Genomic DNA, 25,737 nt, shown 5'->3' with positions numbered 1-25,737 from the left:
AAGGATCGACCATGCCCCGCATCGCCTATGTGAACGGCGCCTATCTGCCGCTCGACGAGGCGCGCGTCCCGGTGCTGGATCGCGGCTTCCTGTTCGCGGACGGCATCTATGAGGTGACGGCGGTGCTGGGCGGCCGGCTGGTCGACAACGCCTCGCACCTCGCGCGGCTGGAGCGTTCCTGCGCGGAGATCGGCCTGACGCTGCCCGTGACGATCGACGAAATCACCGCGATCCAGCACGCGTTGATCGCCCGCAACGGCCTCGCCGAGGGCGTCGTCTATCTTCAGGTGACGCGCGGCGCCGCCGACCGCGATTTCGTCGCGGCCGAGGGCATGACGCCGACGCTGGTGCTGTTCACGCAGGCCAAGCGGATCACGGACTCGCCGGCCGCCGCGAAGGGCGTCGCGGTCTGCACGCTGCCCGATATCCGCTGGGCGCGCCGCGACATCAAGAGCGTCGCGCTCCTCGCACAGGTGCTCGCCAAGCAGGAGGCGCACGCGCGCGGCTGCTTCGAGGCGTGGATGCTGGAGGACGGGCTCGTCACCGAGGGCTCCTCCTCGACCGCGTGGATCCTCACCGCCGACAACCGCCTCGTCACCCGCGCGCGCAGCCACAAGACGCTGCCCGGCTGCACCGCGCTCGCCATCGCGGCGCTCGCCGCCGAGACGGGCCTCGCGATCGAGGAACGCCCCTTCTCGCTCGACGAGGCGCTCGCCGCGCGCGAGGCCTTCCTGAGCAGCGCCTCGACCTTCGTGCTGCCCGTCGTCAGCATCGACGGCGCCCCCGTCGGCGACGGCACGCCCGGCCCGATCGCCACCCGCCTGCGCCAGCTCTACCTTGAATTCGCGCGCCGCACCGCCACCTGAGGGCTTCCGTTCGCGTATCCGGGGAAGCCTCATGACCGACCTCCGTCAGCCCAGCCTCTACATCCCGCACGGCGGCGGCCCCTGCTTCTTCATGGACGATCCGCGCGGCACATGGACGGGGATGGAGACCTTCCTCCGCACCCTCGCCACACACCTGCCCGAACGGCCCAAAGCGATCCTGATCGTCTCCGGCCATTGGGAAACGGACGGCTTCGCCTTCACCGGCGGCGAGCGGCCCGAGCTGATCTACGATTATTACGGCTTCCCGCCGCACACCTATGAGCTGCGCTACGATGTGCCGGGCAGCCCGGCGCTCGCCGCCCACGCCGCCGCTCTGCTGCGCGAGGCGGGGCTGCCCGCCGGCCTCGATTCCGCGCGCGGGCTGGATCATGGCGTGTTCGTGCCGCTCAAGGTCGCCTTCCCGGATGCGGATATTCCCGTCGTCGAGATGTCCGTGGACCGCAATCTCGACCCCGCGCTTCACATCGCCGCCGGTCGGGCGCTCGCCGGCTTGCGCGACGAGGGCGTGCTGATCGTCGGCGCGGGGATGAGCTTCCACAACATGCGCGGCTATGGCGACCCCCGCGCGACCGAGCCGTCACGCCGCTTCGACGCGTGGCTGGCGGAGGCCGCGACCGGCGCCGGCGCGACGCGCGGAGCCGCGCTGATCCGCTGGAAGGACGCCCCGGACGCCGCCTATTCACACCCGCGCGAGGAGCATCTCCTGCCCCTCATGGTCGCCGCCGGGGCGAGCGATGCGGCCGGCGAGCATATTTATTCCGAGGTCGTGATGCAGACGGCAATATCCGGCTTCCGCTTCGCCTGACCGGCTGCTCTAAAGACGGGCATGTCGCTTGCCCGTCTCCCGCGCCTCGCGGCGCTCGCCTCCGCCCTTGCCCTCGTTGCCGCGACGCCGGCGCTGGCGTCGCCCGCCTATGACGCGGTCGATCCGATGATCGGCACGGGCGGCGGCGGGCATACCTTCCCCGGTGCCGTCGCCCCCTTCGGCATGGTGCAGCTCTCGCCCGACACCGACACGACCTGCGAGATCCGTGCCTGCTACAGCCATGCCGCCGGCTACGACTATGCGGACCCGACCATCCAGGGCTTCAGCCACACCCATTTCTCGGGCGCGGGGCATAGCGACCTCGGCGACTTCCTCGTCATGCCGGTGAGCGGCGACACGGTGCCTCTGGAACCCGGCGACGCGACCAAGCCCGGCACCGGCTATCGCTCGCGCTTCGATCATGCGACCGAAGTGGCGCAGCCCGGCTATTACGCCGTGACGCTCGCCGATCCGGGCGTGCGCGCCGAGATGACCGCCGGCACCCGCGTCGGCGTCCACCGCTATGCCTTCCCCAAGGGCAAGGCGGCGCATCTGGTGCTCGACCTGCGCACCTCGCTCTACAATTATCCGGGCAAGGTGTTGTGGTCCTCGATCCGGCTGCGGCCGGACGGCACCATCACCGGCTCCCGCGAGACGCGCGGCTGGGCGCCCGATCGCAAGCTCTACTTCGCGATGCGCTTCTCCGCGCCGCTGAAGGACCATGCCTTCCTCAACACGGAAGAGAATATCCCCTATAAGGGCTTTCAGGGTCCGGGCCGCGGCAGCGACGCGCTCGCCGAGAAGATGGGCAAGGCGCTGGTCGCCCGCCTCGACTTCGGCGCGCTCGACCAGCCGCTCGAAGTGAAGGTCGGCATCTCCTCGGTCGACGAGGCGGGAGCGATCGCCAATCTTGATTCGGAGCCGGGCGACTTCGACGCCATCCGCGCGAAGACCAGGGCGATGTGGGAGCAGGCCCTGGGCGCCATCGATCTCGACGCCCCCGCGCCGATGAAGAAGAGCCTCTACACCGCGCTCTACCATTCGCTGATCGCGCCGTCGGTCGCGGGCGATGCGGACGGGCGCTGGCGCGGGCCGGACAATCAGGTCCATCAGGCGCAGGGCTTCACCTTCCATTCGAGCTTCTCGCTCTGGGATACCTTCCGGGCCGAGCATCCGCTGCTCACCATCATCGAACCCCGGCAGACCAACACCGATTTCATCCGCTCGCTGATCGAAAGCCAGAAGGTCAGCCCCGACGGCATCCTACCCGTCTGGCAGTTCCAGGGCCGCGAGACATGGTGCATGATCGGCTATCATGCCGTGCCCGTAATCGCCGACGCCTATCTGAAGGGCATCGACGGCTTCGACGTGGGCGATGCGCTCAAGGCGATGGTCGCGAGCGCCACCTACGCGCCCTATGGCGGCCTCGGCGACTATATGAAGCTCGGCTACGTCCCGATCGACAAGGAGCCGGAGGCGGCCTCCAAGACGGTGGAATATGCCTTCGACGACTGGACCATCGCGCAGATGGCGAAGAAGGCCGGCCGCGCCGACATCGCCGCCACCTTCTCCAAGCGCGCGCAGAACTGGCGCAACGGCTTCGACGCCAAGACCGGCTGGGTCCGCGCCCGGCTGTCCAACGGCCAGTTCCGCACGCCCTTCGATCCGGTGTCGATCAAGTACGGGTCGGACTACACCGAGGGCAATGCGTGGCAGTATAGCTGGTTCATGCCGCAGGACGAGGGCGGCATGATCCGCTTGCTGGGCGGCGACGCCAAAACCGTCGCCAAGCTCGACGCCATGTTCGCCTATGACAATAGCAAGCTCGATTATTCGGGCTCGGAGGACATTGCCGGGCTCATCGGCCAATATATCCACGGCAACGAGCCCAGCCACCACGTCGCCTATCTCTACAGCTATGCCGGCGCGCCATGGCGGACGCAGGAGCGGCTGAAGCAGATCGTCGACAGCCAGTACAAGCCCACCGAGGACGGCCTCGCCGGCAATGACGATCTCGGCCAGATGTCGGCGTGGCTCGTGTTCACCGGGCTCGGCTTCTATCCGGTGACGCCGGGCAGCCTCGAATATGTGATCGGGCGGCCCTTCGTCGATCATGCCACGCTCAATCTGCCCAATGGCAGGCAGTTCCGCATCGTCACCGAGGGTCTGGGGGACGCCCACCCCTATGTCGGAAAGGTGCTGCTGAACGGCCAGCCGCTGGAGAAGGGCTTCATCACCCACGCCCAGATCGAGGCGGGCGGCGAGCTGCGCTTCGTGATGTCCGCCACGCCCAACAGGACATGGGCGACGAAGAAGGCCGACCGACCTTATTCGATGACGGGTTACTGAGGCGCTCCCTTCTTTCGTCATCCCGGACTTGATCCGGGATCCAGAGCCTCAATCGCGGCGTGCGAGGCCCTGGATCCTGACTTCCGTCAGGATGACGAATGAGGGGAGTGGATGACGGTCCCTTGCCTAACCCGGCAGAACCAGATGTTCCTCGAGGAAATCGAGGAACGCCCGCACCCGGAGCGATAGCCGCTCATGCCCGACATAGAGGGCATGGATGTCCTCCCCGTCGCCGGCGTTGAAGGCGTCGAGCACCGACACCAGCCTCCCGGCGGCAAGATCGGGCGCGGCGTGGAAGCGGCCGATGCGCGCGATCCCACCGCCGGCCAGCGCCATCAGCCGCACCGCCTCGCCCGAATTGCCGAGGAAGGCGCCCTCCACCGGCCGCTGCACCACCTTGCCACCGATGCGGAAGGGCCAGCTATCCAGCGAGCGGCGGAAGCTGAAGGTGAGCAGGCGATGCCGGTCGAGATCATCGGGATGGCGTGGCTCGCCGGCCTTCGCGAGATAGTCCGGGCTCGCCACCAGTACCATGGCGCTGCGCCCCAGCTTCTTCGCCTTGAGCCGCGTGTCGCGCAACGGGCCGATGCGGATGGCGATGTCCGCCCGCTCCTCGACCAGATCGACCAGCGCGTCGTTCAGCGCCAGCTCCAGCGTCACCGCCGGACAGGCCTCCATGAAGCGCGGCAGGATCGGGATCAGATAGAGCGATCCGAACGGCACCGAGGCGTTGACGCGCAACTTGCCGCGTGGCCCTTCCTGCGCATGGCCGATGCTGCGCTCGATCTCGTCGATCTCCGCGACCAGCCCCGCCACGCGGTCGCGATAGGCCTCGCCCTCCGCCGTCAACGCCAGCGCGCGGGTGGTGCGGCGGATCAACACCACGCCCAGCCGCGCCTCCAGCCGCGCGATCGCCCGGCTGACGGCGGACGGGGTCAGCCGCATCTGTTTGGCCGCCGCCGCGAAGCTGCCGCCCCGCGCCACCGCGAGAAAGGTCTCCATCTCGCCGATGCGATTGTCCATGCCCGTCCCGTTCGTGAATCCAGCGCACTTCTATAGTGTGTCTCAGCGCTCTAATCATCAATGCCGAACAGGCCCACTTTCGGCGGCGAACCTATGAAGGAGAAATTCCATGGACCTGCAATTGAAGGGCAAGACCGCACTGGTGACCGGATCGACCGCCGGCATCGGCCTCGCCATTGCCGAGCGCCTCGCCGCCGAAGGCGTGGAGGTCACCATCACCGGCCGCAACCAGGCCAAGCTCGATGAGGCCGCCGCTCAGATCGCCAAGGTCGGCAAGGTGAACCCCGTGCTCGCCGATCCCGCGACTGCCGAGGGCGCCGCGACGCTGATCGCCGCCGTTCCGCAGACGGACATCCTCGTCAACAATCTCGGCATCTACGAGGCCAAGGCCTTCACCGACATCACCGATGCGGACTGGCACCACTTCTTCGAGGTGAACGTCGTCTCGGGCGCCCGCCTCGCCCGCCACTACTTCCCCAGGATGCTGGAGAAGAACTGGGGTCGCGTGATCTTCATCTCGTCGGAAAGCTCGCTGATGATCCCCGCCGAGATGATCCACTACGGCATGACCAAGACCGCCCAGCTCTCGATCGCGCGCGGCCTCGCCGCCCAGACCACGGGCACCGGCGTGACGGTGAACTCGGTGCTGCCGGGGCCGACGCGCTCGGAGGGCATCGTCGACTTCATGCGCTCCACCGTCTCCAACGGCGATGCGCCGCAGGCCGAGGTCGAGCAGCAGTTCTTCGAAGAGCTGCGCCCGCTCTCGCTGATCCGCCGGCTGATCGAGGCGGAGGAGATCGGCAACATGGTCGCCTTCCTCGCGAGCCCGCTCGCCGCCGTCACCAACGGCGCCGCGATCCGCGCCGAAGGCGGCATCGTCCCCACGATCGCCTGATCGCCCCAACGGAAAAGGCCTCGCTCCGGCTTGGAGCGAGGCCTTTTTTTGTGCCGGAATGTCGCGGGCGATCAGTCGCCCATCGGCATCTGCATCGCAGTCGGCATCATGTTGGTGTTCATGTTGTGCATGACCCAGAGCGAGCCACCCAGCACGATCCCCAGCACGAAGATCGTGAAGATCAGCGCCTGAAGCGTCCAGCGGTCGGTCTTGCCGTCGATGTGCAGGAAGTAGCGCAGGTGAACCAGGATCTGGATCACCGCCGCGCCCATGATGAGCGCCACGGCCTGCGAGCCATGGACCATGCCCTTCATCACCGCGCCGAACGGAATGACCGTCAGCACCACCGCCAGCACGAAGCCGACGAGATAGGAGCCGGCGCCCCCATGGCTGCCATGCGAAGCGTGCGTATCGTGCGCGCTCATGCCGAAACTCCCATCAGATAGACGAGGCTGAAGACGCCGATCCAGATGACGTCGAGGAAGTGCCAGAACAGCGACAGGCAGGTCAGGCGGCGGATGTTCGTCTCGGTCAGGCCGCGGCGGGCGACCTGGACGAGCATCACGGTCATCCAGACGAGGCCCGACGTGACGTGCAGCCCGTGCGTGCCGACCAGCGCGAAGAAGGACGACAGCCAGCCCGAGCGATCCGGGCCGGCGCCCTCGTGGATCAGCTTGGCGAACTCGTGGACTTCCATGCCGATGAAGCCCAGGCCGAACAGCGCGGTGATGACCAGCCAGCCCATGGCCGCGCCCTTGTTGCCCTTGTGGGCGCCGATCATGGCGAAGCCATAGGTGATCGACGAGAAGAGCAGCAGCGCCGTCTCGACCGCCACATAGGGCAGGTCGAAGATGGTGTGCGGGGTCGGGCCGCCGGCGAAGGCGGTCGACATCACGGCGTAGGTCGCGAACAGGCCGGAGAAGATCACGCAGTCCGACATCAGGTAGACCCAGAAGCCGAGCTGGACCGTACCGAACTGGTCGTGATGCTCCTCGTGGTGGTCGTGATGACCACCGTGAGCGGTGATGGTGGCGCTGGTCATGTCAGGCAGCCTTGGCGATGGCGGCGCGACCTTCGATCTCCGCCACTTCCTCGGCGGGGACGTAATAGTCGCGATCCTCGTTGAACGAATGGACGATGGCGCAGCCGATCGCACCCAGGAAGCTCACCGCGGCGAGCCACCAGATATGCCAGATCAGCGCGAAGCCCAGCGGGATGGTGATGATGCCGATCACGAAACCCGCCCAGGTGTTGCGCGGCATGTGGATCGGCTGGAACGTCTCCGGCAGCGGCGAGATGCCCTTCTTCTTCATGTCGAGCCAGGCGTCGAGTTCCTCGACCTTCGGCGTCTTCGCGAAGTTGTAGAAGGGCGGCGGCGACGAGGTCGCCCACTCGAGCGTGCGGCCGTTCCACGGATCGCCCGTCAGGTCGCGGTTCTGCTCGCGGTCGCGGATCGAGACGACGAGCTGCGTGATCTGGAAGACGATGCCGAGCAGGATCAGGCCCGCGCCGGCGCAGGCGACGACGAAGTAAGGCTGCCAGGCGAGATCCGCATAATGCTGAAGGCGACGGGTCGCGCCCATGAAGCCCAGCGCATAGAGCGGCATGAACGCGATGTAGAAGCCGACGAACCAGCACCAGAAGGCCGCCTTGCCCAGCTTCTCGTTGAGGTGGAAGCCGAAGGCCTTCGGGAACCAGTAGTTCATCGCCGCGAAGCAGCCGAACGCCACGCCGCCGATGATGACGTTGTGGAAGTGCGCGATCAGGAACAGCGAGTTGTGGAGCACGAAGTCCGCACCCGGAAGCGCCAGCATCACGCCGGTCATGCCGCCGATGACGAAGGTGAGCATGAAGCCCAGCGTCCACATCACGGGCACGGTCATGCGGACGCGGCCCTTGTACATGGTGAACAGCCAGTTGAAGATCTTCACGCCCGTCGGGATCGAGATCAGCATCGTGGTGATGCCGAAGAAGGCGTTGACGTTCGCGCCCGAGCCCATGGTGAAGAAGTGGTGCAGCCACACCAGGAAGCTGGCGCCGGCGATGCCCATGGTCGCGTAGACCATCGACTTGTAGCCGAACAGCGGCTTGCCCGAGAAGGTCGCGACGATCTCCGAGAAGGCGCCGAACACCGGGATGACGAGGATGTAGACCTCGGGGTGACCCCACATCCAGATCAGGTTCACATAGTTCATGGGGTTGCCGCCCATGTCGTTCGTGAAGAAGTGGAAGCCGAGGTAACGGTCGAGCGTCAGCAGCGCGAGCGTGACGGTCAGGATCGGGAAGGCCGCGACGATCAGCATGTTGGTGCAGAGCGTCGTCCAGGTGAACACCGGCATCTTCATCAGATCCATGCCCGGAGCACGCATCTTGAGGATGGTGGCGATGAAGTTCACGCCGGCCAGCGTCGTGCCGATGCCCGAGATCTGGAGCGACCAGATATAATAATCGACACCCACGCCCGGCGAATAGGCCAGCTCCGACAGCGGCGGATAGGCCAGCCAGCCGGTGCGCGCGAACTCACCGATGGCGAGCGAGGCGTTGACCAGCATCGCACCCGACACGGTCAGCCAGAAGCTGAGCGAGTTCAGATACGGGAAGGCCACGTCGCGCGCGCCGATCTGGAGCGGGACGACCACGTTCATCAGGCCGATCACGAAGGGCATCGCCATGAAGAAGATCATGATGACGCCGTGCGCGGTGAACACCTGGTCGAAGTGCGAGGGCGGCAGATAGCCCTGCGCGCCGCCGGCGGCCAGCGCCTGCTGGGTGCGCATCATGATCGCGTCGGAGAAGCCGCGGAGCAGCATCACCAGCGACAGGATGATATACATGATGCCGATCTTCTTGTGGTCGACCGACGTCAGCCAGTCGCGCCACAGCGGCACCCAGAAATTCGTCTTGTGGATGGCATAGACCACCCCGAGACCCACCAGACCCATGAACGCGGTCGCGCCCATGACGATGGGTTCATGGAGCGGAAGCGAGTCCATCGTCAGCTTGCCCACCATCATGGGCATCATCTTGGCCATATCCATCGGGATCAATCCTGCTGCGCCGCGGACGGCATCTGCATGGAGGTCATCTGCGCCCCGGCCTCGCCGGCCTTCTGCGCATTGCCGTGCATGTCCTGCATCACCACGGCGTCGAACAGCTTGGGCGCCACCGTGCCGTAGAGGCGCACGGGGTCACGCTCGCTGGGCTTTTCAAGAGCGGCGTAGCCGGCCGCGTCGAGGCGGGCCGGGCTCGCCTTGGCGCTGTCGATCCACTTCTGGAAACCGGCGGCGTCCATCGCCTTCGCCTGGAAGCGCATGTCGGCGAAACCGTCACCGGAGAAGTTGGCCGAGATGCCCTTATAGGAACCGGCACGGTCGGCGATGAGGTTGAGCTGGGTCTGCATCCCCGCCATCGAGTAGACTTGGCTGCCGAGCTGCGGGATGAAGAAGCTGTTCATCACCGAGGACGACGTGATCTTGAAGTGGACGGGGCGGCCCACCGGCATGGCCATCTCGTTCACCGAGGCGACGCCATATTCCGGGTAGATGAACAGCCACTTCCAATCGAGCGAGACGACCTCCACCTCGACCGGCTTCTGGTTGGAAGCGATCGGGCGATAGGGGTCCAGCGTGTGCGACGTGCGCCAGCAGATCACCGCGAGCGTCGCCACGATCAGCGCCGGGATCGTCCACACCACGACCTCGATCTTGGTGGAATGCGACCACTCGGGCGCATAATCGGCCGCGAGGTTGGTCGAGCGGTAGCGCCACGCGAACGCCACGATCATAATCATCACGGGGACGACCACGATCAGCATGAACATGGTCGCCCATGCCAGCGTGGAAAGATTCTGGATGCCGATGCTTCCGGCGGGATCGAGTACGTCCCAGGAGCATCCGCTCAGCATCGTCATGGGGGCCAGCGACGCCAGCCCTGCAAGCCTGCGCAAAGTGCGTTCGTTCATGTCCACTATCTACAGAAGCGTTGATGGGGAAGGACGAGGCGCTTGCGCGCGCGTCCGGGTGGCGACTCCAAGGTCGTTGCCGCGAACGGGCGCGCAGCTATGGCGCGGCGAGCGTCTTGCCCGCGGCGCAACTCTGACGCACTTGGTCCATGGGCCGCGCCCGTGGCGCTTCTCCGCCCAAATTTCAATTCACCTTTCTGCATTGCAGCGTGCGTAGTTTGCACTTGCCAGTATGGCGCGGTGCATTTGGCCCGATCCGGCCGGCCGGGACGCGGCGGAAAAATTATCCCTCCCGCCGATCGGGAGACAACGGTGACATTTTTGCCTGTGCAAATCGCGTTCGGACTGATTCGCGACGGCGCCGGAACAGCTTTTGGCAGATTCGCGCCATTTGTACCGGAGGTGACAGTCCTCACGAATTAGCGGACACTTGCTTGCGGGTAGACGATCCCGAAAAATCGGTCGCGCCCACAGAGGAGAGGAGAAGAACGTGGGTCGAAGGACTAACACCAACGTTCAACTGTCCGCCGTTCTGCTGGTCGGATTGGGATTCATTGTTGCAGGTGCGTTCGTGCCCGACGAGGAAACCATCGCTTTGGGGGTATTCCTGATGCTGGCGGCCTCGGCCGTGCTGATGGGGCTCAACTGGCCGAAGCCGCGCCCGTCCAATCTGGTTTCGATGGCCGCCTTCCGGCAGGCGCGTCAGCGACAAGGCCCGCCGTCACCGGATCGGCGCACCGCCCTGATCGGGTAAGGCCCGCCGGATCAGCTTGCGCGCCTCGCGGGCCAGCTCGATCGACAGGCCGTGCGCCGAAAGCTCGGTGCGCTTGACGTCGATCAGCGTGACCTCGCCGGCCGCCGCCAGCGTGTGCATCCCCTCCCCATAAGGCGCGAAGCCCGCGGGGATCGGGATCGCCTCGCCGACGCGCGTCTCCACACGCCCGGTATCGAGCCGATCGAAGAAGAGCGGCCGGATCGCGCCGCCATAGGTGCGCGTGCAATCCTGCACCGGCAGCATCGGCACGCCGTCGATGAGCGCGACCGTGCCGCCCGGCCGCGCGCTCGCCCGATCCTGCCGCACCGGGTTGCCGGGATGCATCCGCCACGGGCCGGCCAGCCGCTCGGCGAAGGCGATGTGGAGCCGCCCCACCTTGTCCGCCGCGCTCGTCGCCGGGCAGTAGAACAGCCACCACAGACCGTCGTGGAAGAAGGGCGTGGCGTCGACCGGCACATGATCCAGCGCAATCCGGTGCGCGGGCTCCCAGCGACGGGGGAACTCCGCCGCGCGATAGAGCGTCAGTCCGCCCGATCGATGCGCCTCGGGCAGCATCCATGTCTCGCCGTCCGCCTCCCACACCAGCGGATAGGAGAGGTGCCAGGGCTCGGCCAGCGCGGGCGCGCGATCGATCAGGCGGAGGTCTCGGGAATAAGTGAGCACCTCGATCGCGCCGACGCGGACGCGATAATCATAGGTCTCGGCAAAGACATGCAGCCGATCGTCGCGCCACAGCCCGAACGGATCGGCGAGGAAGCGGAACGCCCCCATCGGCGGCAGCCAGGTGACCGGCAATCCCTCGACCGAACCGCGCCGCACGATCTCCGCGATCGGCGCGCCGACGATCGCCGGCCGCCAGATATCCTTGCGCAAACCCACCGCACATCCTCCTGCCGCCTGCGCCTACACCGGCGGACGGGCTACGGCCATGCCTCGCGAAAGCCGGCGTGTCCGCAAATTCGGCGTTGACGATATCGCTCCGACCGTGGCACTTGGCCGGCGAGCCGAGAGGCTTCCGATGGCGCCGAGACGTCGCCGTCGCGGGTGTAGCTCAATGGTAGAGCAGAAGCTTCCCAAGCTCTGCACCGCGCAGTGATTTCAATAACTTAGGCAGCACAATTTGTTCCAACTTTGCCGCAAAACGGCCCGTTGTTGGAATGGCGTCCAGCCTCATTGAATGATGCGAAGCCCCCTCGGCCGCTTGGGCTCATCGAGCAAAATATGCGCCTCGGCTGCGATCAGATCGGCGAGACCAGCAACCCCTTCGGACTTCATCGACAAGCCGGGGACCTGGCCAGCGAGGAGGTCACGCAGGCCGTCCAGCGCTGCGGTCAGACGATTACAACGGGCCTCGAACTCGGCATCGTCCATTCCAGGGTCCGGCAGCGCTCGGCCTAATCATCGCGGCCGGTCGGCTGCTGGGTGGCCGGACGCGCGAGATTAGCCTTACCGCCACGAGAGCGGCGCCCTTACGAGCTCCCACGCGCCCGACCGTAATGCCGCACAGGCTGGGCCTGACGGTTCGGGTTCTCGTGGGAGGGAGGCTAATCCCTGCCCGGCACTTGCCGGGCGGCCGCGACTTGGCGCATCGACGGCGAAGGATCAAGGGCTAAACGCCCGGCGCCGGGCGGCGGCGGCCGCCAGCGCCAAGGGGCGGAGCACCGGATCCGAAAGCGACCGGCCGAGCAAGATCCAGTCGCAATGGACTCTCCAGCCCAGATGGGAAACAAGCGCGCGTGCGGTTGACGGGGGCGTCGCGATTCACATGAGCAAGGTTTATCGGATCATCGGTCTCACCTTCGGGTGCTTGATTGCACTCGTGCTCGCTACAGCGTTGGCGTGGTGCCTATATCCCGAACAGGTATCCTTTGCAGGTGCCGGCGCAGTAGACCCCGTAGGCGCTCATAAGCGCGAAGCCGAGCGACATTGCAGCCCAGCGCAGATCAAACGCCTTTCCGGGCCAGCAGGACAGGCAGAGCGAGAGCGATGCGAGAGGGCCGCAGACGAATATCAGCAGGATCGAGACACCCACATACAGGCTCGACGCAGTGCGGACGCCGCCGACGCACAAGCCATCTACGCCTTCGATCAGGCACGGATTGCCGCCATTGGGACCGGTCTTGGGCTCATTACGATGCTCGCCGCCATCGGCGCCGCCGTCTATGCTGGACGGGCGGCTTACGAGGCGAAGCGGAGTGCCGATATCTCCCGTGAAGCCTTTCTCGAACAAGATCGCCCTTGGGTCATAGTCGAAACCGTTTCCACCAACGTTGCCCGATGGCGCCATGGCCTGGATAGCTTTCGGTGGACGTTCAAGGTGGGAAACTACGGCGAGAGCCTGGCTATCATTGACCGCATAGAGGCGGGCGTCTGCTTCTCTGACGTCCTGCCGGTCCCCGCGCCGGTCCGAACTGGCGGCCTGATCGAGGGACTCAAAGAGCGACTGGTCAGGCAGGAGCTTTCCCTCAAGGACTGTCATATTGGCCCTACCGTGCTGCGGCTCGGCGACGGAGGGGTCGTCATCGAGGAGCAATCGGGACCGATGATGAAGCGGGACGATGTTCCGGAAGATAAGCGCGCCACCCGCGACATTTTGTTCCGCTGCACCTCTCCCGCCGCTCCAACCGATTTTGGCTTCTGGCTGATCGGCAAGGTGGAATACAGAGATGCCAGAAACCGAAAACTCGAGACTGGCTTTTGCCATCGCCTCCTCTTCCGCGACGGCTATAAAATTACCGAGCAGGGCGGCGAGGCCTATAATTATCGCAAATAGCATGAGCGTGAACATCCTGAGCGAGATAGCAGGCGGAGGCGGCACTCGGCAGCGCGCGCACCCAGCTGATCAGTTCGGGATCGCCCCCTGATCAGCGATCCACTTGACCGCGTCCTCGAGCCTCACGGTATTGGCGGCGCATGTGTCGAGGTCGGACTGGGGGACAGGAACGAGGGCCGTTGCACCGGATCCGTCAGCGACCTGGGCGGCGTCGGCCGCGGCGGACATTCCCGACGTTCCGCTACCACGTTGGTCGATGGGACCTGCAGATGCTGCGCCCCGCATCCGGCGAGCATAATCAGCGACACGAGACCGAGCATCATCGAGCTGCGCCTGGAGACCATTGTCATGCTCCTTCGTGGTGAGATCCTGGACGTTCTTGACTGCCTTGGCATGGGCGGCGTCGTCCGCTTGTGCCCGGGCTGTCTTGAGCCGCACTTGGTCGAGCGCATCGCCGAGCCCCGCGATTGCCGCCGGCACATCGTTCGCGGCGAGCAAATGCGGTCGGCCGGCTTTGTCGACGACATGCAGGGCGGTCGAGGTCGACGAAACGACCGATGCCTGCCAGTCGCGCACACTGGCGAGCGTGTGCGCGGTGATCGCCCAGCCGGCGATCGGGACCGCGAACGCCACGAGGCCGACGGCCGCGGCGATCGCCTTCGCCTGGCTGACGCCGGGGACCAGGTTCGCAATCCCGCTCATGCCGAGATCCCCATCGCCATCGGCACCGCATCGACCATACAGAGATCGCTCTCGCTGATGCGATTGTCGTTGGCGGCCCCGGCGCGCCGGAGGACGAGACCGGCCAGGATCTTACCGACCGCATATTTATAGGCCCACATGGCGCGGCAGGCTTCGACATAGCGGCCACGCTTCCAGAGGAGCGCGGGCGACTTCGCCAGGGAGCCTGCGCCGGCATTGTAGGAGAAGTCGGTGAAGGCCGCGAAGGCGAAGCGATGCTCCTCGATCCCCGGCAGGACCTTCACCACCTGAGGCGCATAGACTGTCGCCAGCTTCTGCCGGAGGAGCTGCGCACATTCGGCGTCGCTGTAGTGGCGCATCGCCACCTGGGTGTCGCCGTAGCAAACGGTCTCCACCTTCGCGCTGTCGAAATAGGGGTCGTTGGCCTTGCCTTCCCATCCTGCCGTATAGGGCACGGCGATGGTCAGCATTGCCGCGATGCCGGCGCCAATCGCGCCTTTGGCCTTATTGCTGGCCATCGGCTTTGTCCTTCCGCTGATCCCAGAAGCGGGCCACGAAGAGCAGGAAGAACACGGTCGGCCCGATCCAGGCCGGCAGTGTGGCGCGAATGCTGTCGGGCAGCATGTGCAGCGCGTCGTTGAGAGCGGACGGCACCGCGGTCAGATAGGCGATCACGGCGGCCGCGGCCGTCGCCAACCACATCGAGACATGCTTGTACCATTGATGCCAATGGGGCAGCAGCTGCCCGTCCAGCCAAGCCTTGATGCGTGCGATCATGGATGCCCCTTTCCCTGGAGAATGGCCCAGCCGGCCGCGGCCGCCGCGACGATCCAGCCGATGACGGGTGAGTTGATCAGCCAACCAGCGAGGCCGCGCGCGCCCTCCTGCCGGTCACGCCACGACCTCAGCTTCTCGATGTCACCTTCCGCGACGTCCATGCGAGCTTGAATCTTGCCCAGCTCGCCGACGGTGTGAGCATGCTCGCTGCCCATTACGGCGAGCGTCTTCTCGATGCTGGAGACAACCGTGGACAGGCGATCATTGCCCTCCCGGGTGCGCCGCAGTTCTTCAAGCAACATCTGCTCCACGGCCCCTGCTGGAGTGACTGGCATCAGGATCTCGGACCGGTCAGCCATGCGACGGCGCCGTCAAAGCGACGGAAATGCGGGCGCGGATCATACGATGTAGGTCCCGGAGATGACGAACATCACGCCGTTTTTGCTGGGCAAAATGTTCGTGTTGCCCATGTTGCCGACCGGCGCATTGGAGGTGAACAACCGGATCGGTATGGTGCCGTCTCCCTGGATTTCGCCGGAGAACGGGCTGCCGAATGTGACGTTGGACATCTGCTGGATGGTGACGGCCGTGGTCGCCTTCGGCAGATACGGAATGTTCGGCTTGATCAGGAACGGCCCGCTCGCCGTGGTGAAGGCGTTGGTGTTGAACACCACCGTCGTCGTGAAGGAGATCGTGTTGCCGCTGATGCGGAAGCCCGTGCTCTGCGCCGTGTAGACCGGTGCGAAATCCCCATTGTTCGTGAAGGCAACGGTCGCAACCGCAGGGATCGTCCTGTCGATATCATACTGCCCCTGGGCAATCGTAGGCGGCAGGGCGAACCCCCAGCCCAACAGGGCGTTCTCTTGAATGTCGTGGTTGTCGTCGGTCGCGATCGAGAACGCAAACCCTGTGCCCGTACCGGCATCGGAGAAACGCGCGCTGCGGAGCGTGATCCGGCCACCAGTCTGCTCGAACACCGCGCGCGTGCGTGTTTGGTTGGTGAGACCGAGTATCTGGCCTCCAATCCAGACGACATCGCCGCCACTCTGCGCCAGTAGCGGCTGCGCCACACCAAGCGCCTCGAAGAAGCCGCCGCTCTGCGCTGATAGATACCCGCCCGAGATCTGGATGAGAGGCGCAGTGCCGTTGCCGCCGGGCCCAAGGAACATCGCGCAGGGGCCAAGGGCCAATCGCCCACCCGTCAGCAAGATCTTGAAATCCGTGTTGGAACCTGTGGAGGCGTACCAACTGCCGACCGACAAATAGGCACTGTCCTGCTCTATCCGTCCGAACGTGCCATCAAGGTGCAGCTCGCCGATTGTCCCGAATTCGTGACCGCCGGCGTCGGACTGATAAAATTTGATCCGCTGTTGAAAGGTCGCAAGCAGGCCAATCGACGTACCGTCGATCCGCCCGATCTGAGAATATGCCACGCCATCCTGGTAAACCTGCCACAGCAAGGGGGTGGTCGACCCCACATTGCCTGACCCGTAGGGCCAGAACTTCAGCGTCCTGATCGTCGTCGTGTCGTAGGCATGGTCCATCAGGAACGGGGTGTTGAAACAGCCGAGTTCGATGACGCCGGCCTCGAGACCGCCACAGCCGTCAGCGTAAATGCCGTTCCATCCATTGGAGATGCGGACATCACCGAACTTTGGCCGATCCACCCCGGCCATGTAGATCGCATAGGGGTAGCGCAGGACATTCGCGCGAACGTTCGTGTTCGGCTGATAGAATTCGAACCCGATGCCGTCATGGCCATAGGCCGTGTCATCGAACGTGCTGGGCGTGATATCGACGCCTTGCGCCGCCATGTCCTGGAACGGCGTTGCTGCGGAACCGATGACAAACACGCTACGGGTGACACCGCAACCAATGATCTGCTGACCCTGCGTCGTCGCACTCTTCAGGCGAAGAAACCGCCCCTCCGGTACGAATACATTACGGCCGGTGTTCAGTGCGCGCTGATAAGCGGGCGTCCAATCAACGCCATCCTCCGCCCGATAGAAGAATGTGAAGTCAACAGGCCCGGAGGCAAGAACCGAAACGAGACTTTGCTTGACGATATTGGGGAAGGGCAGCGCCACAGCGACGAGCCCGCCGCCGCCCGAGCCAGCCAGATCATTCCGCAGTCCTGCGTCCGCGCCGGTCCCCAGTGATGCGACAGGGTTGCCCGACGCATCGAACGCAAGGAATTTCCCGGTGCGCGCAGCGCTGTTCGGGATGATCGGCGCGACTTCGCCGGTCGGCACCTGAAGCGCCCGGGAAGCAAGATCGACATGCAGGCGATCCTGCTCTTGTGCGATCATGATGGCCTTGTCGGCGACGAACTCGTGCGACTTCGCCGGAAAGCCGTCGTTCGGCGTGTAGACCTGCTCCTGCGTTCGAGCCGTTTTTCGGCGGCGCCAAAGGTTTCGCCCCGCCGGATAGGCTATCAGGGTGATGATGGACGCCACGCCGGCCTGGAGGTTTCCGGACACGACATAGTCAACGCCTTCGCTGAGCACCTGCTCATTGGCGTAGGTGATCGGATCCACAAGACTGACCTGCAGATCCGCGTTCGTTGAAACCTGAAACGGCACGCTGAACGTCGTGGTCACGCCGTTGCAGACGCTGGTCGCTTCGATGGTTTGGGTCGAAACGGTCATTCTGCCCCCTGAGCAACCAACCGCCAACAGGACGGCCAGGCATCAGGCAGGGGGCGACCCGCCGAGCGCGCACACTCGCACGCGCGCGCGCGCGCGTCAACGCTGGTCAAAATGTAACAGATTGGTTCCTAAGCCGATTGCCGGCCGGTTTGTCGGGCCGCTACAGCGCCCGCCCCTAACAGGAGGACCACATGAACCTTAACGCCTTCAACATCGACGCCATCAACAAGATGGTGTCCATCAACGGCCACGATCATACGAATGGCATATCGCTCGGCATCAGCGGCATTCGCCTTCACGGTCACGAAGGCAAGTCGATCCAGGAGATCGAAAAGCACGCGCGCGAACAGGCCAAGGTGGCGCTGCTCGCACTGGCGGCCTCGCTCTGATCGGTCAGCGGTGCCGGCCCGCCGGCACCGCCCCATTCACCGCGTTGGCTAGGTTCGGCGCCCGGTCCGGCTGGAGCTCTCCGGGCTGCCACCAGAGATCCTGGCCGTTGCGGTGCGCATATTGCCGCATGCGCTGGAAGGACTGGCCATATTGCGGGTCGATCTGCTCCTGCAGCCAGAATTGCAGCGCCCGCTGGTAGGCGAGCCGCGTGTACCACAGCGACCCGATGACTGGCGTTTCCTGTTGGAGAAGCTTCACAGCCTCGCGGCCGCGGTTGGTCTTCTCGCCTCGCAACGATGCAGCCTGATCGCCGATCGCCACGCGGCCGACTTGGTTCAACGTCGCCCAAGCAGGCCCCGCAAGAGTATCCGCCGCGCCCCCGCCAAATCGGTTCTGCGCGGCATTGATGAAGTCGCCGATGATGCCGAACGCGCCGCCCTGGAAGAAACCTTGCGACCAAAGCTGCCAATCATCGAGCGGCCGCGGATCATTGCCCTTAATGATTTCTCGCGCCTGAAAGACATACGTTCCAGCCAGAGTGAGTAGGGCAGTGTAACCGATCGCATAAGCGAGCCTCCCTTGAAGCGTGCTATTGCTCATCATGCGTTGCCAGTTCGCCGCCAGCATCGAAACGCCAAAACCCTTGAACTGGAATGCTGAGCGGGCGATTTCACCAAACGCATTGCCCCTCGGGAAAACGCCATTAACTGCGGCACGTGTCCGCAACCCGGGGGTCGGCACAGCCATGTCGGTTTCTGACAGGATCATTTCGATCACGCGATCGCGGAGATCGGCTCGCTCGATGTTGTCGGGCTTTAGCCAAGGCGCCCCACGATCTTCGATCAGGGGCGTCGAGCGGATCGCCTGCCATTCGGCGTCGCCGATGCCATAACGTTCCAGCATGCCGGCAAAGCGGCCATCCAGCTGGCCGAACGACTTGACGCTTTCTGTCGTCAATGTGGACAGCGCATCCATCCCGAAAGAGTAGCGACCGGCGCGCGTGACCGCGTCGAGGCCGGAAATCTTAAGGGTCGTCTCGGCCAGCCTCTTCACGAACTCGCTGCCCTGTTGCGCCATCGTGAAGCGGGTGTCGTCGCCGATCGCACGGGCGATATCCTCCGCACCTAGCATCGACCGGATTGCCATCGCTCTATCAGTCGAACTCGCGGGATTGAGCTGACGCAGATAGCCGAACAGCATGTTGGTGACGGGTAGACCATTGTAGAGACGTGTGACCGTTTGATTGGCAAAATCGCCGGCAGCGGCGATCGCCGCTGATCCCAGCTTTGTAGTTGTCTGCCAACTTCGGACCGTCGCCCCTCTCATCGCGATCGCGCGATTTTCCGGCGCGAGGTTGGCGCCGGTCAGCTCGCGATAGATCCGATCGATCTGCGCCTTGGGACTGGCAACTGCCTCGCGCACAGCCTGCACGGGCGAAAGGCTCGCCCGCTTGTCGAGTGCATCCTTCAGCCAGCGGACCGTCGCTTCCGGGTTGGGGCCAAGCCGCTCCATCATCGCGATCTCGCGGCTCATATTGTCGATGTGCCGCATCATTACATCGAACGGCGTGCCGGCACCGCCGAACCGCTGCTGGTATTGGAGCCAGCTGTCGGCATCCTTGAAGATCAGGAAACGATGGTCGGCTCGCCGGTTGCCGAGCTTGCCGACGCCCGCCTGCCCGCCAGGGTTGCGCTTGTTCCAGCCATTGGTGGAAATCGTGTCGAACACGTCGCGCAGCGCCTGGCTGAAATGGGCATCACTGAACGGAAGGCCGGTGTCGCCGTCGAGCATCCGGCCGCGATCGAGCATGGGACCGATGAAGTCACGCCACGCTGCGAACGCCTCGTCGGCCGTTGCGCCGGTGCCGGCCGCCTGCCGCACGCTCAGGCTGTCGTGGCTCTGCGGCATCCCCCAGTCGGCAAGCTTGCCGGTATCGCCGCCGGCCGCGTTGCGACGCTGGCGCAGCCACTCGGCTGACTTCAGCCACCCCTTGGCGAACTCAGCCGCCGACGCATTGCCCGACTGTTCGCCAAACGCCTCGCGCACAAGATCGAGCAGGCCCGCCTTGTCGCGAAGCTCGCCGACGACATTGCGGCTGTGGCGGAGCAGGAACTGATCGAGCCCCGCGAGCGCCTGCGCCCGGATCGCCTGATGCCGATATTCGATGTTGGCGTAGGGCGCACGCTCATCGCGCGCGAAGAGCGCGACGGCCGCAGCCCCTGGATCCTTTCCCTTGAACTTCGCCATGTCGGCGATCGCGGTCTGCTGGACCTTCACCTGGAGCAGCTTCTGGCGTTTCGATTGCACGGCCTTGTGCTCGAGCGCCGCGACCGTTCGCTCGCTCGCCAGCGCCTCGGCCGCGGCGTCCCCCATGCTGGCGCGGAACCGCTCGCGGAGTGGGCCATAGACGGCCATCGCGTCGTCGGCCTGCTCCTGCGTCAGCTTGCCCTGGGCGACGAGACCCGGGATGCAACGTTCAAGGCTCATGCGTTTCCTTTCGGCGGGACGAGGCAGCCACGCAGCGTCGCGGCTGCCTGCTCCTCGCGGTCGACGTCGTCGAGGATCTGGCGGATCGATTGCGCGCCGCCTTCCGGATCGAGGCGGAACTCCGGCTGATCGGCTTGATCGAAAAGGCCAAGGCCTAACGTGCCGTCCTGCTCTGCCGCCGCCCGCATCGGCGCCGCCGCGCCCAGCTCGGCCTGCTGACGCTGGCGATCGGCGATCGCGGGATTGGTCTCAGCGCCGCGATCGAGAGATGGAGCGCGATCGACTGCCATAATCTCTTCATCGCCTGTCCCATGCGAGACGATCTCGATCGCGGTGGGATCGACGACCGCCCAGCGAGCATCCTGAGGGAAATGGACGGCGTCGTACCCTTCTGCCTTCACCCATCGGAAAAAGGATGCGTTCAGATCGGAGATGCGCATCCGGCCCGCATCGCGGTTAGCAATCAGCTCCGGATCCTGCGCCCACGGCATATCGCGGTGGTACTGCTTCGACTTCACCCAGTCGGTGATCTGATCGGTCGCCTCGAGCGTCTTGCGGGATCGGAGTTCGGCCCGGATCGTCCTGCCGCCCTCCGCATAGCTTTTCACATGCTCCGCATCCGGGCCAAACCAGATCGCGCCCTCTCTGGTCTTCGCTGGATCGAACGCATCGAATTGCGGAGCCTTCGTGCCATGGAAGAGCTCGACGCGCAGATCATGCTCGAGACTTTCCGCCTGAGCGCGTGCGCCGGCACCGGCCGGCTCATCGAAATGCAACGCGCCCTGCGCGTGCTGGCCGGGACCGTCGAATTCGGGAACGACATGCGGTTCCTCGCCGTAGCGGGCGAGCATCTCCGCTTCCCGCGCCGCAACGACGTCTTCGGGACGATGCACCGGTTTGGTGTTGGATGCCGCCAACAGATCGAGCACATCCGCCGTCGTCGGCCGATCGCCCGTGAAGAAGCCCGCCTCGTGCAGCAGCTCGCCCGCCTCGTCGATCGACAGACCGCCCTTGCGGAACAGATGCCCACCCATCGGTGCGAACTGGGGCAGGCCGATGCCGGCGCTGCCGCCACGCCGCCGGCGGCCGCTGATGATGCCGGAGATCAACCGGCCGCGACCCTGCAGGTCATGGCCCTCGTCATCGCGCAAGCCACCACGGTCGGCGAGGAACGACAACGCATCGACGGGTTCGGCCGATCGCGGCGCCGATCGCGGGCCACGTGGCCGACGGGGACGCGGCGCTGGAGCCGGACGCTCGGCCGCCGCCGGCTGGCTTTGTGCCCCGTTTTCGGCTACAGTGGCGTCCGCCCCGAGGCCGGGGGAGACGTCCTGGCCGCCAGCACCGGCACGTTCATCGACCGTCGATGCCGGGGCTTTTCTCTCATAGCTGGTGAGCAGCCACGGCTTGGTCGGATCGCCCTGCCAGTTGAGGCTCACCGCCGCCTGTCCGTCGGCGCTCGCCAACCGGATCCGGTTCGGGGTTTGCGAGACGACGTCCATCGCGGCGACGCGGGCGGGCAGGTCGTGGAGAACCTCGGGATGGAAGCGCTCGAGCTTGGCGAGGCCGAAGCCGTCGCTCTCGCCGGTGCCGGGTTTGCCCCACGGCACATCGATGTCTCCGATCTCCGGATGCCACAGCGCGCCGGCCGCGCCGCCGCTTTCCGTCACCTGCATGCGTGCAAGCGCATCCTCCCAGCTCTCGCCGGCGATCGGCGCGAACCCTTCGAGTTCGGGCATCGAGAGCGGCCCGCCCTCGGCGAACAGTTCGGGCCGGAGCAGCGGCGTGCGGGGCGGGGCCTTGGCCATCCGCCGGAACACTTCATGGACATAGTCCCGCGTTTCCTTGATCGGGATCCGCTCGGCGAATTCGGCATACCCGATCTCGCCCTTGCGCGGATCGCCGATCGTCTGGAGCCAGCCGGCATGGTGGCGGCCGGCCTTGTCGGTCCATCCTTCGAGGCGCCCGGGGCCGGCATTATAGGCGGCGGTTGCGAGCAGTTCGTTCCCGAAGTGTCGATTATAGGCATCGAGCAGGTCCGATCCGACGCGGTCGCGCTCCTTGAGGCTGCTGTCCTTCGCCGGCGCGACGCCATAGCCCGGATCAGCCATTGTGCTGTCGAGCACCTGCATGGCGCCCTTCGCGCCCTTGGCGCTGACCGCGAACGCGTTGCCGCCGCTTTCCTGCTGGCGGATGGCCCAGTGCCAATTGTCGCGACCGATGTCCGGCATCTGCCAGTCACGCACCGCAGCGCGGGGATCCAGCTCCGGTGCCGGCGTGCCCTCGTCGAGCGATCGGATCGCCTTCGCCAGCGCCTCGCCGTGTGCGGTCGCTGTGTCAGGTGTCGCGACATGCGGGTTCGACGCCTCGGTCTGGGCATCCGCCTCGATGACGTGCGAGGCTGCGATCTCGTCGGGCGTTTGCCGATCGCCAAGCGCGGCCTGGAGAGCGCGCGACCGGATCAGCGCCGCGCGCGTCTCCGGCGAGATGTTCGGATCGAGCGCCATCGCAGCGGCCGCCTGAATATGCGCGTCGGCGTCGGGGATCTCGCTGAGCGCGCGCCTGTGGGTCGCCTCAGCCGCCATCCGCTCGAGGGTCGCGCTCGGACCGCGCGTGATCGATCCCACCAGCGGGGCGATCCCCTTGCCGATCGCATCGCCCAAACTGGTATTGTGATCGAGCGCCGCTCCGAAGCCCGCTTGCAAGGCGACATTGAGGGGATCGACGTGGCCGGTACGCGCATATTCGGTGCCCGCCTCGAGCCCGCCGCCAAGCGTTGCGCCCAGCGCGCGCGGCAAGAGAGCGAGCTTGTTGCTGGGTCGCATGAAGAGGAGCTGAGGGACAGCACCACCGATCAGGCTCGCTGTAGGGTGCTCGGTCGCATCCTGAATTGCGGAACGGCTATAGTCACCATCCGTCACCGCATCGGCCACTCTGGCCTGTGCCCGTTCGGTCGCATAGGAACCGCCGAACGCCCCGGCGAGGCCGAGCCCTCCTCCCAACACGACAGACGCGCCGCCGAAGGTGAAGGGGTCGAGCGGCGCGCCCAGCGCCGCACCGGTCGCGGCGCCCGCCGAGAAGCCCGCAAAGCCCCCGGCGCTGGGTAACACGCCCCGCAACCCGCCCCTCAACAGCGCCGGGACATAACTATGTCCAGGCGGGGCTGGCGCCTGCAGGGGGACACCGGAGATCGCGGACAGGTCGGCGTCGCCGTAGAAGCTATCGAGATCGCTCATCCCGCGGGGATCTGCGACATGTCGAGCACGTAGAACTGGCCCGGCTGGACCTTCCCGTGCTCTCCACGTTTCGCCATCACATAGGCGTTTCCGGTACGGAAAATGTAACGGCCGCTCCCGACAGCAACCGGCGTCAGCGCCTTGAGCTCGCCGGCGGTGAGTGACTGCCCATTGCCATAGGCCGGCCCGACATGCCCCCCGGCGCGGAACAGGTCGTCGGGCGTCGCACGCGCGAGCCGACGGTCGAAATCCTGCTGAGACATGTTCGAGGGCAACAGGATCGTCTGGCCGTTATGGGTGCCGAAGCCGCCGACCCACTGGCCGTTGCCGACTTCACGCCCGCCCGCTGCGCGCTGGATCGAGCGTTGAAATTCGCCCGGGTGAAAGATGTCCCAACCGTTCTTTTGCGCGGTCGAGGCGTAGATCGCTTTGGCGTTCTCGAGCACGCCGGCGGCAAAGGACGCCCCGCGTGCCGACAGAGCGGAGCGGGCGCCCAATCCAAACAGGGTGTCGGGGGTCAGCTTCGTGCCGTCGGACAAGATCTGCTGGCTATTCAGAGGATCAATGTGGAAGGCCTTGCCCTCGCCGCCCAGCGCTTTCAGCGCGTCAGGACCAGCGAGCGCATCGCGCATGCTGGCCGTGCTGACGCTCCCGAGCTTCACCGCTTGGGAGAAGGCGCTGTCCTGATTGGGATCGATCTGGCGCAGGACGTTCGGCGCCTCACCGCCCCACTGGTTGATCCACTGCGCTGTCGCGAGCCGATCGGCCGGCGCCCCATGCTGCACCTTCTCGATCCAGGGCGCGGCCTCCTCCTTGGACAGCGTCGGCGTCCAGGCGCCGGTGCTCCGCTGGACGGACGCCCGCCACTGGGCGCGCTCGGCAAATCCATGCCCGCTGTCGGCATCGATGGTGGGCGGCGGTGCGCCGTTCGCCGCCGCATAGGCCCCCGGATTATCGTGAAATTGCGTGGTGCGCTGGCCGACAATCTTGCGCAGCTGGTCGAGGCGGACCTGCTCCGGCTCACTCGCTTTCGGCCCCAGCGCCGCGATCCGGTTGATCTCGTCCTGATATTGCTGGGGCGTCCAGCTCTCGCTCTCGATGTTGATGTTCTGGCGCTGACGCGCAACCTCGAGATTATAGGCCTTGTCCTCGAGCCCAAACGTGTGAGCGAGCGTTGCGGCCTGAGCAAGATCGGCTTCCGGAACGCGCACACCGTCGCCTAAACGGCTGTTCACCAGCGCGATCGACTGCTCGGCCTGCGACTTTCCCAAGGCTATCGCGGCGCGCTGCTGGGCCTCAAGGCGGCGCTGCTCGGCATCGATCCGCGCATTGAATTCGTTCAGCTTCTGGGGCGTTACCGTCGCGTTCACCCCTCCGCCGTCGACGATCTCGCGGGCGGTCGACAAGGCACCCCGGTCGATCAGGCCGTGGACAAGCTGATCGCTGGCTTCTTGGCTGCCCTGCCGCCGCAAATGAATAGCCGCTTCCGGGTGCAAACCAGCGGTGCCAGCCACCATCGTATCGATCTTCTGCAGCGTGGCATGGAAAGCAGCGAGAGCACCGACAGTATCAGTCGGTGCGGTCTGGCCAAGATCATTGGCATACAGGTTGATTGCCTGGCCCGCATTGTCCGCCATCGCGGTCGCCCGGGCATTCATCTCCCAGCCCTGCGCTTGCTCCATCCAGCGGGCACGGTCCTGCGTAAGCTGGACCTGGGCGCGCTGGCGGAGTTCAGGATCGCGGGGCAGGTCTACGCCGCCGTAGATCTTGTCGAACTGCTCGCCGATCGCGTCGGCGAACCCGGCGCCGCTCGGATCTTTCTGGGTCTGGTCCGCTTGCTGCTGGCGGAACACCGCGCCCATCTGCTGTTGCCGGGCGGCATCGCCCAGCGCGTAGCGGGTGGAATCTGCCGCGGTCGCGACGTGCTGAATAGCCCCGCCGATCGCCGATACGCCTTCGCCGATGCCGGCGCCGAAGGCGGACGGATCGCGCTCGGGCATGGGGATCGACGGCGCCGGCCGATCACGAT

At 65.6% G+C, this 25,737-nt stretch carries 22 protein-coding genes; 7 read left to right on the top strand and 15 right to left on the bottom strand.

Features of this window, described 5'->3' with window-relative positions:
• Positions 1–11: 11 nt before the first annotated feature.
• The 3 genes from FHS98_RS13655 to FHS98_RS13645 are packed head-to-tail and all read left to right on the top strand — an operon-like array spanning position 12 to position 4,041.
• Positions 12–866 carry a D-amino-acid transaminase gene (locus tag FHS98_RS13655; protein WP_167106013.1) on the top strand — a complete coding sequence of 285 codons (855 nt, stop codon included), beginning with the start codon at positions 12–14 and terminating at the stop codon, positions 864–866.
• A 31-nt stretch (positions 867–897) separates the two neighbouring features.
• Positions 898–1,692: a DODA-type extradiol aromatic ring-opening family dioxygenase gene (locus FHS98_RS13650; RefSeq protein ID WP_167106010.1), complete on the top strand. Its 795-nt coding sequence runs from the start codon at positions 898–900 to the stop codon at positions 1,690–1,692.
• Positions 1,693–1,713: 21 nt separating this feature from the next.
• Entirely contained in the window at positions 1,714–4,041 is a 2,328-nt protein-coding gene (locus FHS98_RS13645; RefSeq protein ID WP_167106007.1) for a GH92 family glycosyl hydrolase, read from the top strand.
• A 126-nt stretch (positions 4,042–4,167) separates the two neighbouring features.
• Here the strand turns inward: FHS98_RS13645 and FHS98_RS13640 are convergent, their stop codons facing one another.
• The gene (locus tag FHS98_RS13640; RefSeq protein ID WP_167106004.1) at positions 4,168–5,064 is read right to left on the bottom strand and encodes a LysR family transcriptional regulator; all 897 of its coding nucleotides are present in this window, start codon (positions 5,062–5,064) and stop codon (positions 4,168–4,170) included.
• Between the two features lie 109 nt (positions 5,065–5,173).
• Here FHS98_RS13640 and FHS98_RS13635 point away from each other — a divergent pair, with 109 nt between their 5' ends.
• Positions 5,174–5,959, top strand: coding sequence for an SDR family NAD(P)-dependent oxidoreductase (locus FHS98_RS13635; RefSeq protein ID WP_167106002.1), 786 nt, complete (start codon positions 5,174–5,176; stop codon positions 5,957–5,959).
• Positions 5,960–6,030: 71 nt separating this feature from the next.
• On the opposite strand, the gene cyoD is transcribed toward FHS98_RS13635, so the two are convergent.
• The 4 genes from cyoD to cyoA are packed head-to-tail and all read right to left on the bottom strand — an operon-like array spanning position 6,031 to position 9,920.
• Positions 6,031–6,384 (bottom strand): cytochrome o ubiquinol oxidase subunit IV, encoded by a 354-nt coding sequence (gene cyoD, locus FHS98_RS13630; protein ID WP_167105999.1) that lies wholly within the window; start codon positions 6,382–6,384, stop codon positions 6,031–6,033.
• Positions 6,381–7,001 (bottom strand): cytochrome o ubiquinol oxidase subunit III, encoded by a 621-nt coding sequence (gene cyoC, locus FHS98_RS13625; RefSeq protein WP_167105996.1) that lies wholly within the window; start codon positions 6,999–7,001, stop codon positions 6,381–6,383. The genes cyoD and cyoC overlap by 4 nt, the downstream gene beginning before the upstream one ends.
• A gap of 1 nt (position 7,002) precedes the next feature.
• A complete protein-coding gene (gene cyoB / locus FHS98_RS13620) occupies positions 7,003–8,991 on the bottom strand; it encodes a cytochrome o ubiquinol oxidase subunit I (protein ID WP_425057344.1) in 1,989 nt (662 codons plus the stop codon).
• 11 nt (positions 8,992–9,002) lie between these two features.
• The gene (cyoA, locus tag FHS98_RS13615) at positions 9,003–9,920 is read right to left on the bottom strand and encodes a ubiquinol oxidase subunit II (RefSeq protein ID WP_243848025.1); all 918 of its coding nucleotides are present in this window, start codon (positions 9,918–9,920) and stop codon (positions 9,003–9,005) included.
• Between the two features lie 490 nt (positions 9,921–10,410).
• On the opposite strand from cyoA, the gene FHS98_RS13610 reads away from it, so the two are divergent.
• Entirely contained in the window at positions 10,411–10,674 is a 264-nt protein-coding gene (locus FHS98_RS13610; RefSeq protein ID WP_167105993.1) for a hypothetical protein, read from the top strand.
• Here the strand turns inward: FHS98_RS13610 and FHS98_RS13605 are convergent.
• Both FHS98_RS13605 and FHS98_RS13600 read right to left on the bottom strand, forming a co-directional pair.
• Entirely contained in the window at positions 10,642–11,574 is a 933-nt protein-coding gene (locus FHS98_RS13605) for a glucosamine inositolphosphorylceramide transferase family protein (protein ID WP_167105990.1), read from the bottom strand. The genes FHS98_RS13610 and FHS98_RS13605 overlap by 33 nt on opposite strands.
• Before the next feature lie 291 nt (positions 11,575–11,865).
• Positions 11,866–12,066: a hypothetical protein gene (locus FHS98_RS13600; RefSeq protein WP_167105987.1), complete on the bottom strand. Its 201-nt coding sequence runs from the start codon at positions 12,064–12,066 to the stop codon at positions 11,866–11,868.
• 394 nt (positions 12,067–12,460) lie between these two features.
• Here FHS98_RS13600 and FHS98_RS13595 point away from each other — a divergent pair, with 394 nt between their 5' ends.
• Complete coding sequence (locus FHS98_RS13595) at positions 12,461–13,468, top strand: hypothetical protein (RefSeq protein ID WP_167105984.1); 1,008 nt, start codon at positions 12,461–12,463, stop codon at positions 13,466–13,468.
• 69 nt (positions 13,469–13,537) lie between these two features.
• On the opposite strand, the gene FHS98_RS13590 is transcribed toward FHS98_RS13595, so the two are convergent.
• From FHS98_RS13590 to FHS98_RS13570, 5 genes are read right to left on the bottom strand one after another with little or no spacing between them, the layout of a single operon-like run.
• A complete protein-coding gene (locus FHS98_RS13590; protein ID WP_167105981.1) occupies positions 13,538–14,170 on the bottom strand; it encodes a hypothetical protein in 633 nt (210 codons plus the stop codon).
• Entirely contained in the window at positions 14,167–14,688 is a 522-nt protein-coding gene (locus FHS98_RS13585) for a glycoside hydrolase family protein (RefSeq protein WP_167105978.1), read from the bottom strand. The genes FHS98_RS13590 and FHS98_RS13585 overlap by 4 nt, the downstream gene beginning before the upstream one ends.
• Positions 14,675–14,947: a DUF7940 domain-containing protein gene (locus FHS98_RS13580; protein ID WP_167105975.1), complete on the bottom strand. Its 273-nt coding sequence runs from the start codon at positions 14,945–14,947 to the stop codon at positions 14,675–14,677. Before FHS98_RS13580 ends, FHS98_RS13585 begins: the two co-directional genes overlap by 14 nt.
• Entirely contained in the window at positions 14,944–15,306 is a 363-nt protein-coding gene (locus FHS98_RS13575) for a hypothetical protein (RefSeq protein ID WP_167105972.1), read from the bottom strand. The genes FHS98_RS13580 and FHS98_RS13575 overlap by 4 nt, the downstream gene beginning before the upstream one ends.
• A gap of 39 nt (positions 15,307–15,345) precedes the next feature.
• Positions 15,346–17,595 (bottom strand): hypothetical protein, encoded by a 2,250-nt coding sequence (locus tag FHS98_RS13570; protein ID WP_167105969.1) that lies wholly within the window; start codon positions 17,593–17,595, stop codon positions 15,346–15,348.
• Positions 17,596–17,786: 191 nt separating this feature from the next.
• Here FHS98_RS13570 and FHS98_RS13565 point away from each other — a divergent pair, with 191 nt between their 5' ends.
• Complete coding sequence (locus FHS98_RS13565; RefSeq protein ID WP_167105966.1) at positions 17,787–17,984, top strand: hypothetical protein; 198 nt, start codon at positions 17,787–17,789, stop codon at positions 17,982–17,984.
• Between the two features lie 4 nt (positions 17,985–17,988).
• Here the strand turns inward: FHS98_RS13565 and FHS98_RS13560 are convergent, their stop codons facing one another.
• The 3 genes from FHS98_RS13560 to FHS98_RS13550 are packed head-to-tail and all read right to left on the bottom strand — an operon-like array spanning position 17,989 to position 25,708.
• A complete protein-coding gene (locus tag FHS98_RS13560) occupies positions 17,989–20,472 on the bottom strand; it encodes a hypothetical protein (protein WP_167105963.1) in 2,484 nt (827 codons plus the stop codon).
• The gene (locus FHS98_RS18995) at positions 20,469–23,708 is read right to left on the bottom strand and encodes a transglycosylase SLT domain-containing protein (protein ID WP_167105960.1); all 3,240 of its coding nucleotides are present in this window, start codon (positions 23,706–23,708) and stop codon (positions 20,469–20,471) included. Before FHS98_RS18995 ends, FHS98_RS13560 begins: the two co-directional genes overlap by 4 nt.
• On the bottom strand, positions 23,705–25,708 hold the full coding sequence (locus FHS98_RS13550; RefSeq protein ID WP_167105957.1) for a hypothetical protein: 2,004 nt from the start codon (positions 25,706–25,708) through the stop codon (positions 23,705–23,707). The genes FHS98_RS18995 and FHS98_RS13550 overlap by 4 nt, the downstream gene beginning before the upstream one ends.
• Positions 25,709–25,737 lie beyond the last annotated feature (29 nt).

This window comes from Sphingomonas oligoaromativorans (assembly GCF_011762195.1).
GTDB classification, from domain to species: Bacteria; Pseudomonadota; Alphaproteobacteria; order Sphingomonadales; family Sphingomonadaceae; genus Solisphingomonas; species Solisphingomonas oligoaromativorans.
The sequence above is the reverse complement of the archived record's forward strand: the minus strand, read 5'-3'. Positions and strand labels throughout refer to the sequence as shown.

What these genes read in the sequence shown, in the direction of transcription:
- FHS98_RS13645 (WP_167106007.1), top strand. Translation starts at nt 1,714, where the DNA reads ATGTCGCTTGCCCGTCTCCCGCGCCTCGCGGCGCTCGCCTCCGCCCTT.
- FHS98_RS13595 (WP_167105984.1), top strand. Translation starts at nt 12,461, where the DNA reads ATGAGCAAGGTTTATCGGATCATCGGTCTCACCTTCGGGTGCTTGATT.
- FHS98_RS13600 (WP_167105987.1), bottom strand. Translation starts at nt 12,066, where the DNA reads ATGGACGATGCCGAGTTCGAGGCCCGTTGTAATCGTCTGACCGCAGCG.
- FHS98_RS13640 (WP_167106004.1), bottom strand. Translation starts at nt 5,064, where the DNA reads ATGGACAATCGCATCGGCGAGATGGAGACCTTTCTCGCGGTGGCGCGG.
- FHS98_RS13585 (WP_167105978.1), bottom strand. Translation starts at nt 14,688, where the DNA reads ATGGCCAGCAATAAGGCCAAAGGCGCGATTGGCGCCGGCATCGCGGCA.
- cyoC (WP_167105996.1), bottom strand. Translation starts at nt 7,001, where the DNA reads ATGACCAGCGCCACCATCACCGCTCACGGTGGTCATCACGACCACCAC.
- FHS98_RS13570 (WP_167105969.1), bottom strand. Translation starts at nt 17,595, where the DNA reads ATGACCGTTTCGACCCAAACCATCGAAGCGACCAGCGTCTGCAACGGC.
- FHS98_RS13575 (WP_167105972.1), bottom strand. Translation starts at nt 15,306, where the DNA reads ATGGCTGACCGGTCCGAGATCCTGATGCCAGTCACTCCAGCAGGGGCC.
- FHS98_RS18995 (WP_167105960.1), bottom strand. Translation starts at nt 23,708, where the DNA reads ATGAGCGATCTCGATAGCTTCTACGGCGACGCCGACCTGTCCGCGATC.
- FHS98_RS13580 (WP_167105975.1), bottom strand. Translation starts at nt 14,947, where the DNA reads ATGATCGCACGCATCAAGGCTTGGCTGGACGGGCAGCTGCTGCCCCAT.
- FHS98_RS13550 (WP_167105957.1), bottom strand. Translation starts at nt 25,708, where the DNA reads ATGCCCGAGCGCGATCCGTCCGCCTTCGGCGCCGGCATCGGCGAAGGC.
- FHS98_RS13590 (WP_167105981.1), bottom strand. Translation starts at nt 14,170, where the DNA reads ATGAGCGGGATTGCGAACCTGGTCCCCGGCGTCAGCCAGGCGAAGGCG.
- FHS98_RS13560 (WP_167105963.1), bottom strand. Translation starts at nt 20,472, where the DNA reads ATGAGCCTTGAACGTTGCATCCCGGGTCTCGTCGCCCAGGGCAAGCTG.
- FHS98_RS13655 (WP_167106013.1), top strand. Translation starts at nt 12, where the DNA reads ATGCCCCGCATCGCCTATGTGAACGGCGCCTATCTGCCGCTCGACGAG.
- FHS98_RS13565 (WP_167105966.1), top strand. Translation starts at nt 17,787, where the DNA reads ATGAACCTTAACGCCTTCAACATCGACGCCATCAACAAGATGGTGTCC.
- FHS98_RS13635 (WP_167106002.1), top strand. Translation starts at nt 5,174, where the DNA reads ATGGACCTGCAATTGAAGGGCAAGACCGCACTGGTGACCGGATCGACC.
- cyoB (WP_425057344.1), bottom strand. Translation starts at nt 8,991, where the DNA reads ATGGCCAAGATGATGCCCATGATGGTGGGCAAGCTGACGATGGACTCG.
- cyoD (WP_167105999.1), bottom strand. Translation starts at nt 6,384, where the DNA reads ATGAGCGCGCACGATACGCACGCTTCGCATGGCAGCCATGGGGGCGCC.
- cyoA (WP_243848025.1), bottom strand. Translation starts at nt 9,920, where the DNA reads ATGAACGAACGCACTTTGCGCAGGCTTGCAGGGCTGGCGTCGCTGGCC.
- FHS98_RS13650 (WP_167106010.1), top strand. Translation starts at nt 898, where the DNA reads ATGACCGACCTCCGTCAGCCCAGCCTCTACATCCCGCACGGCGGCGGC.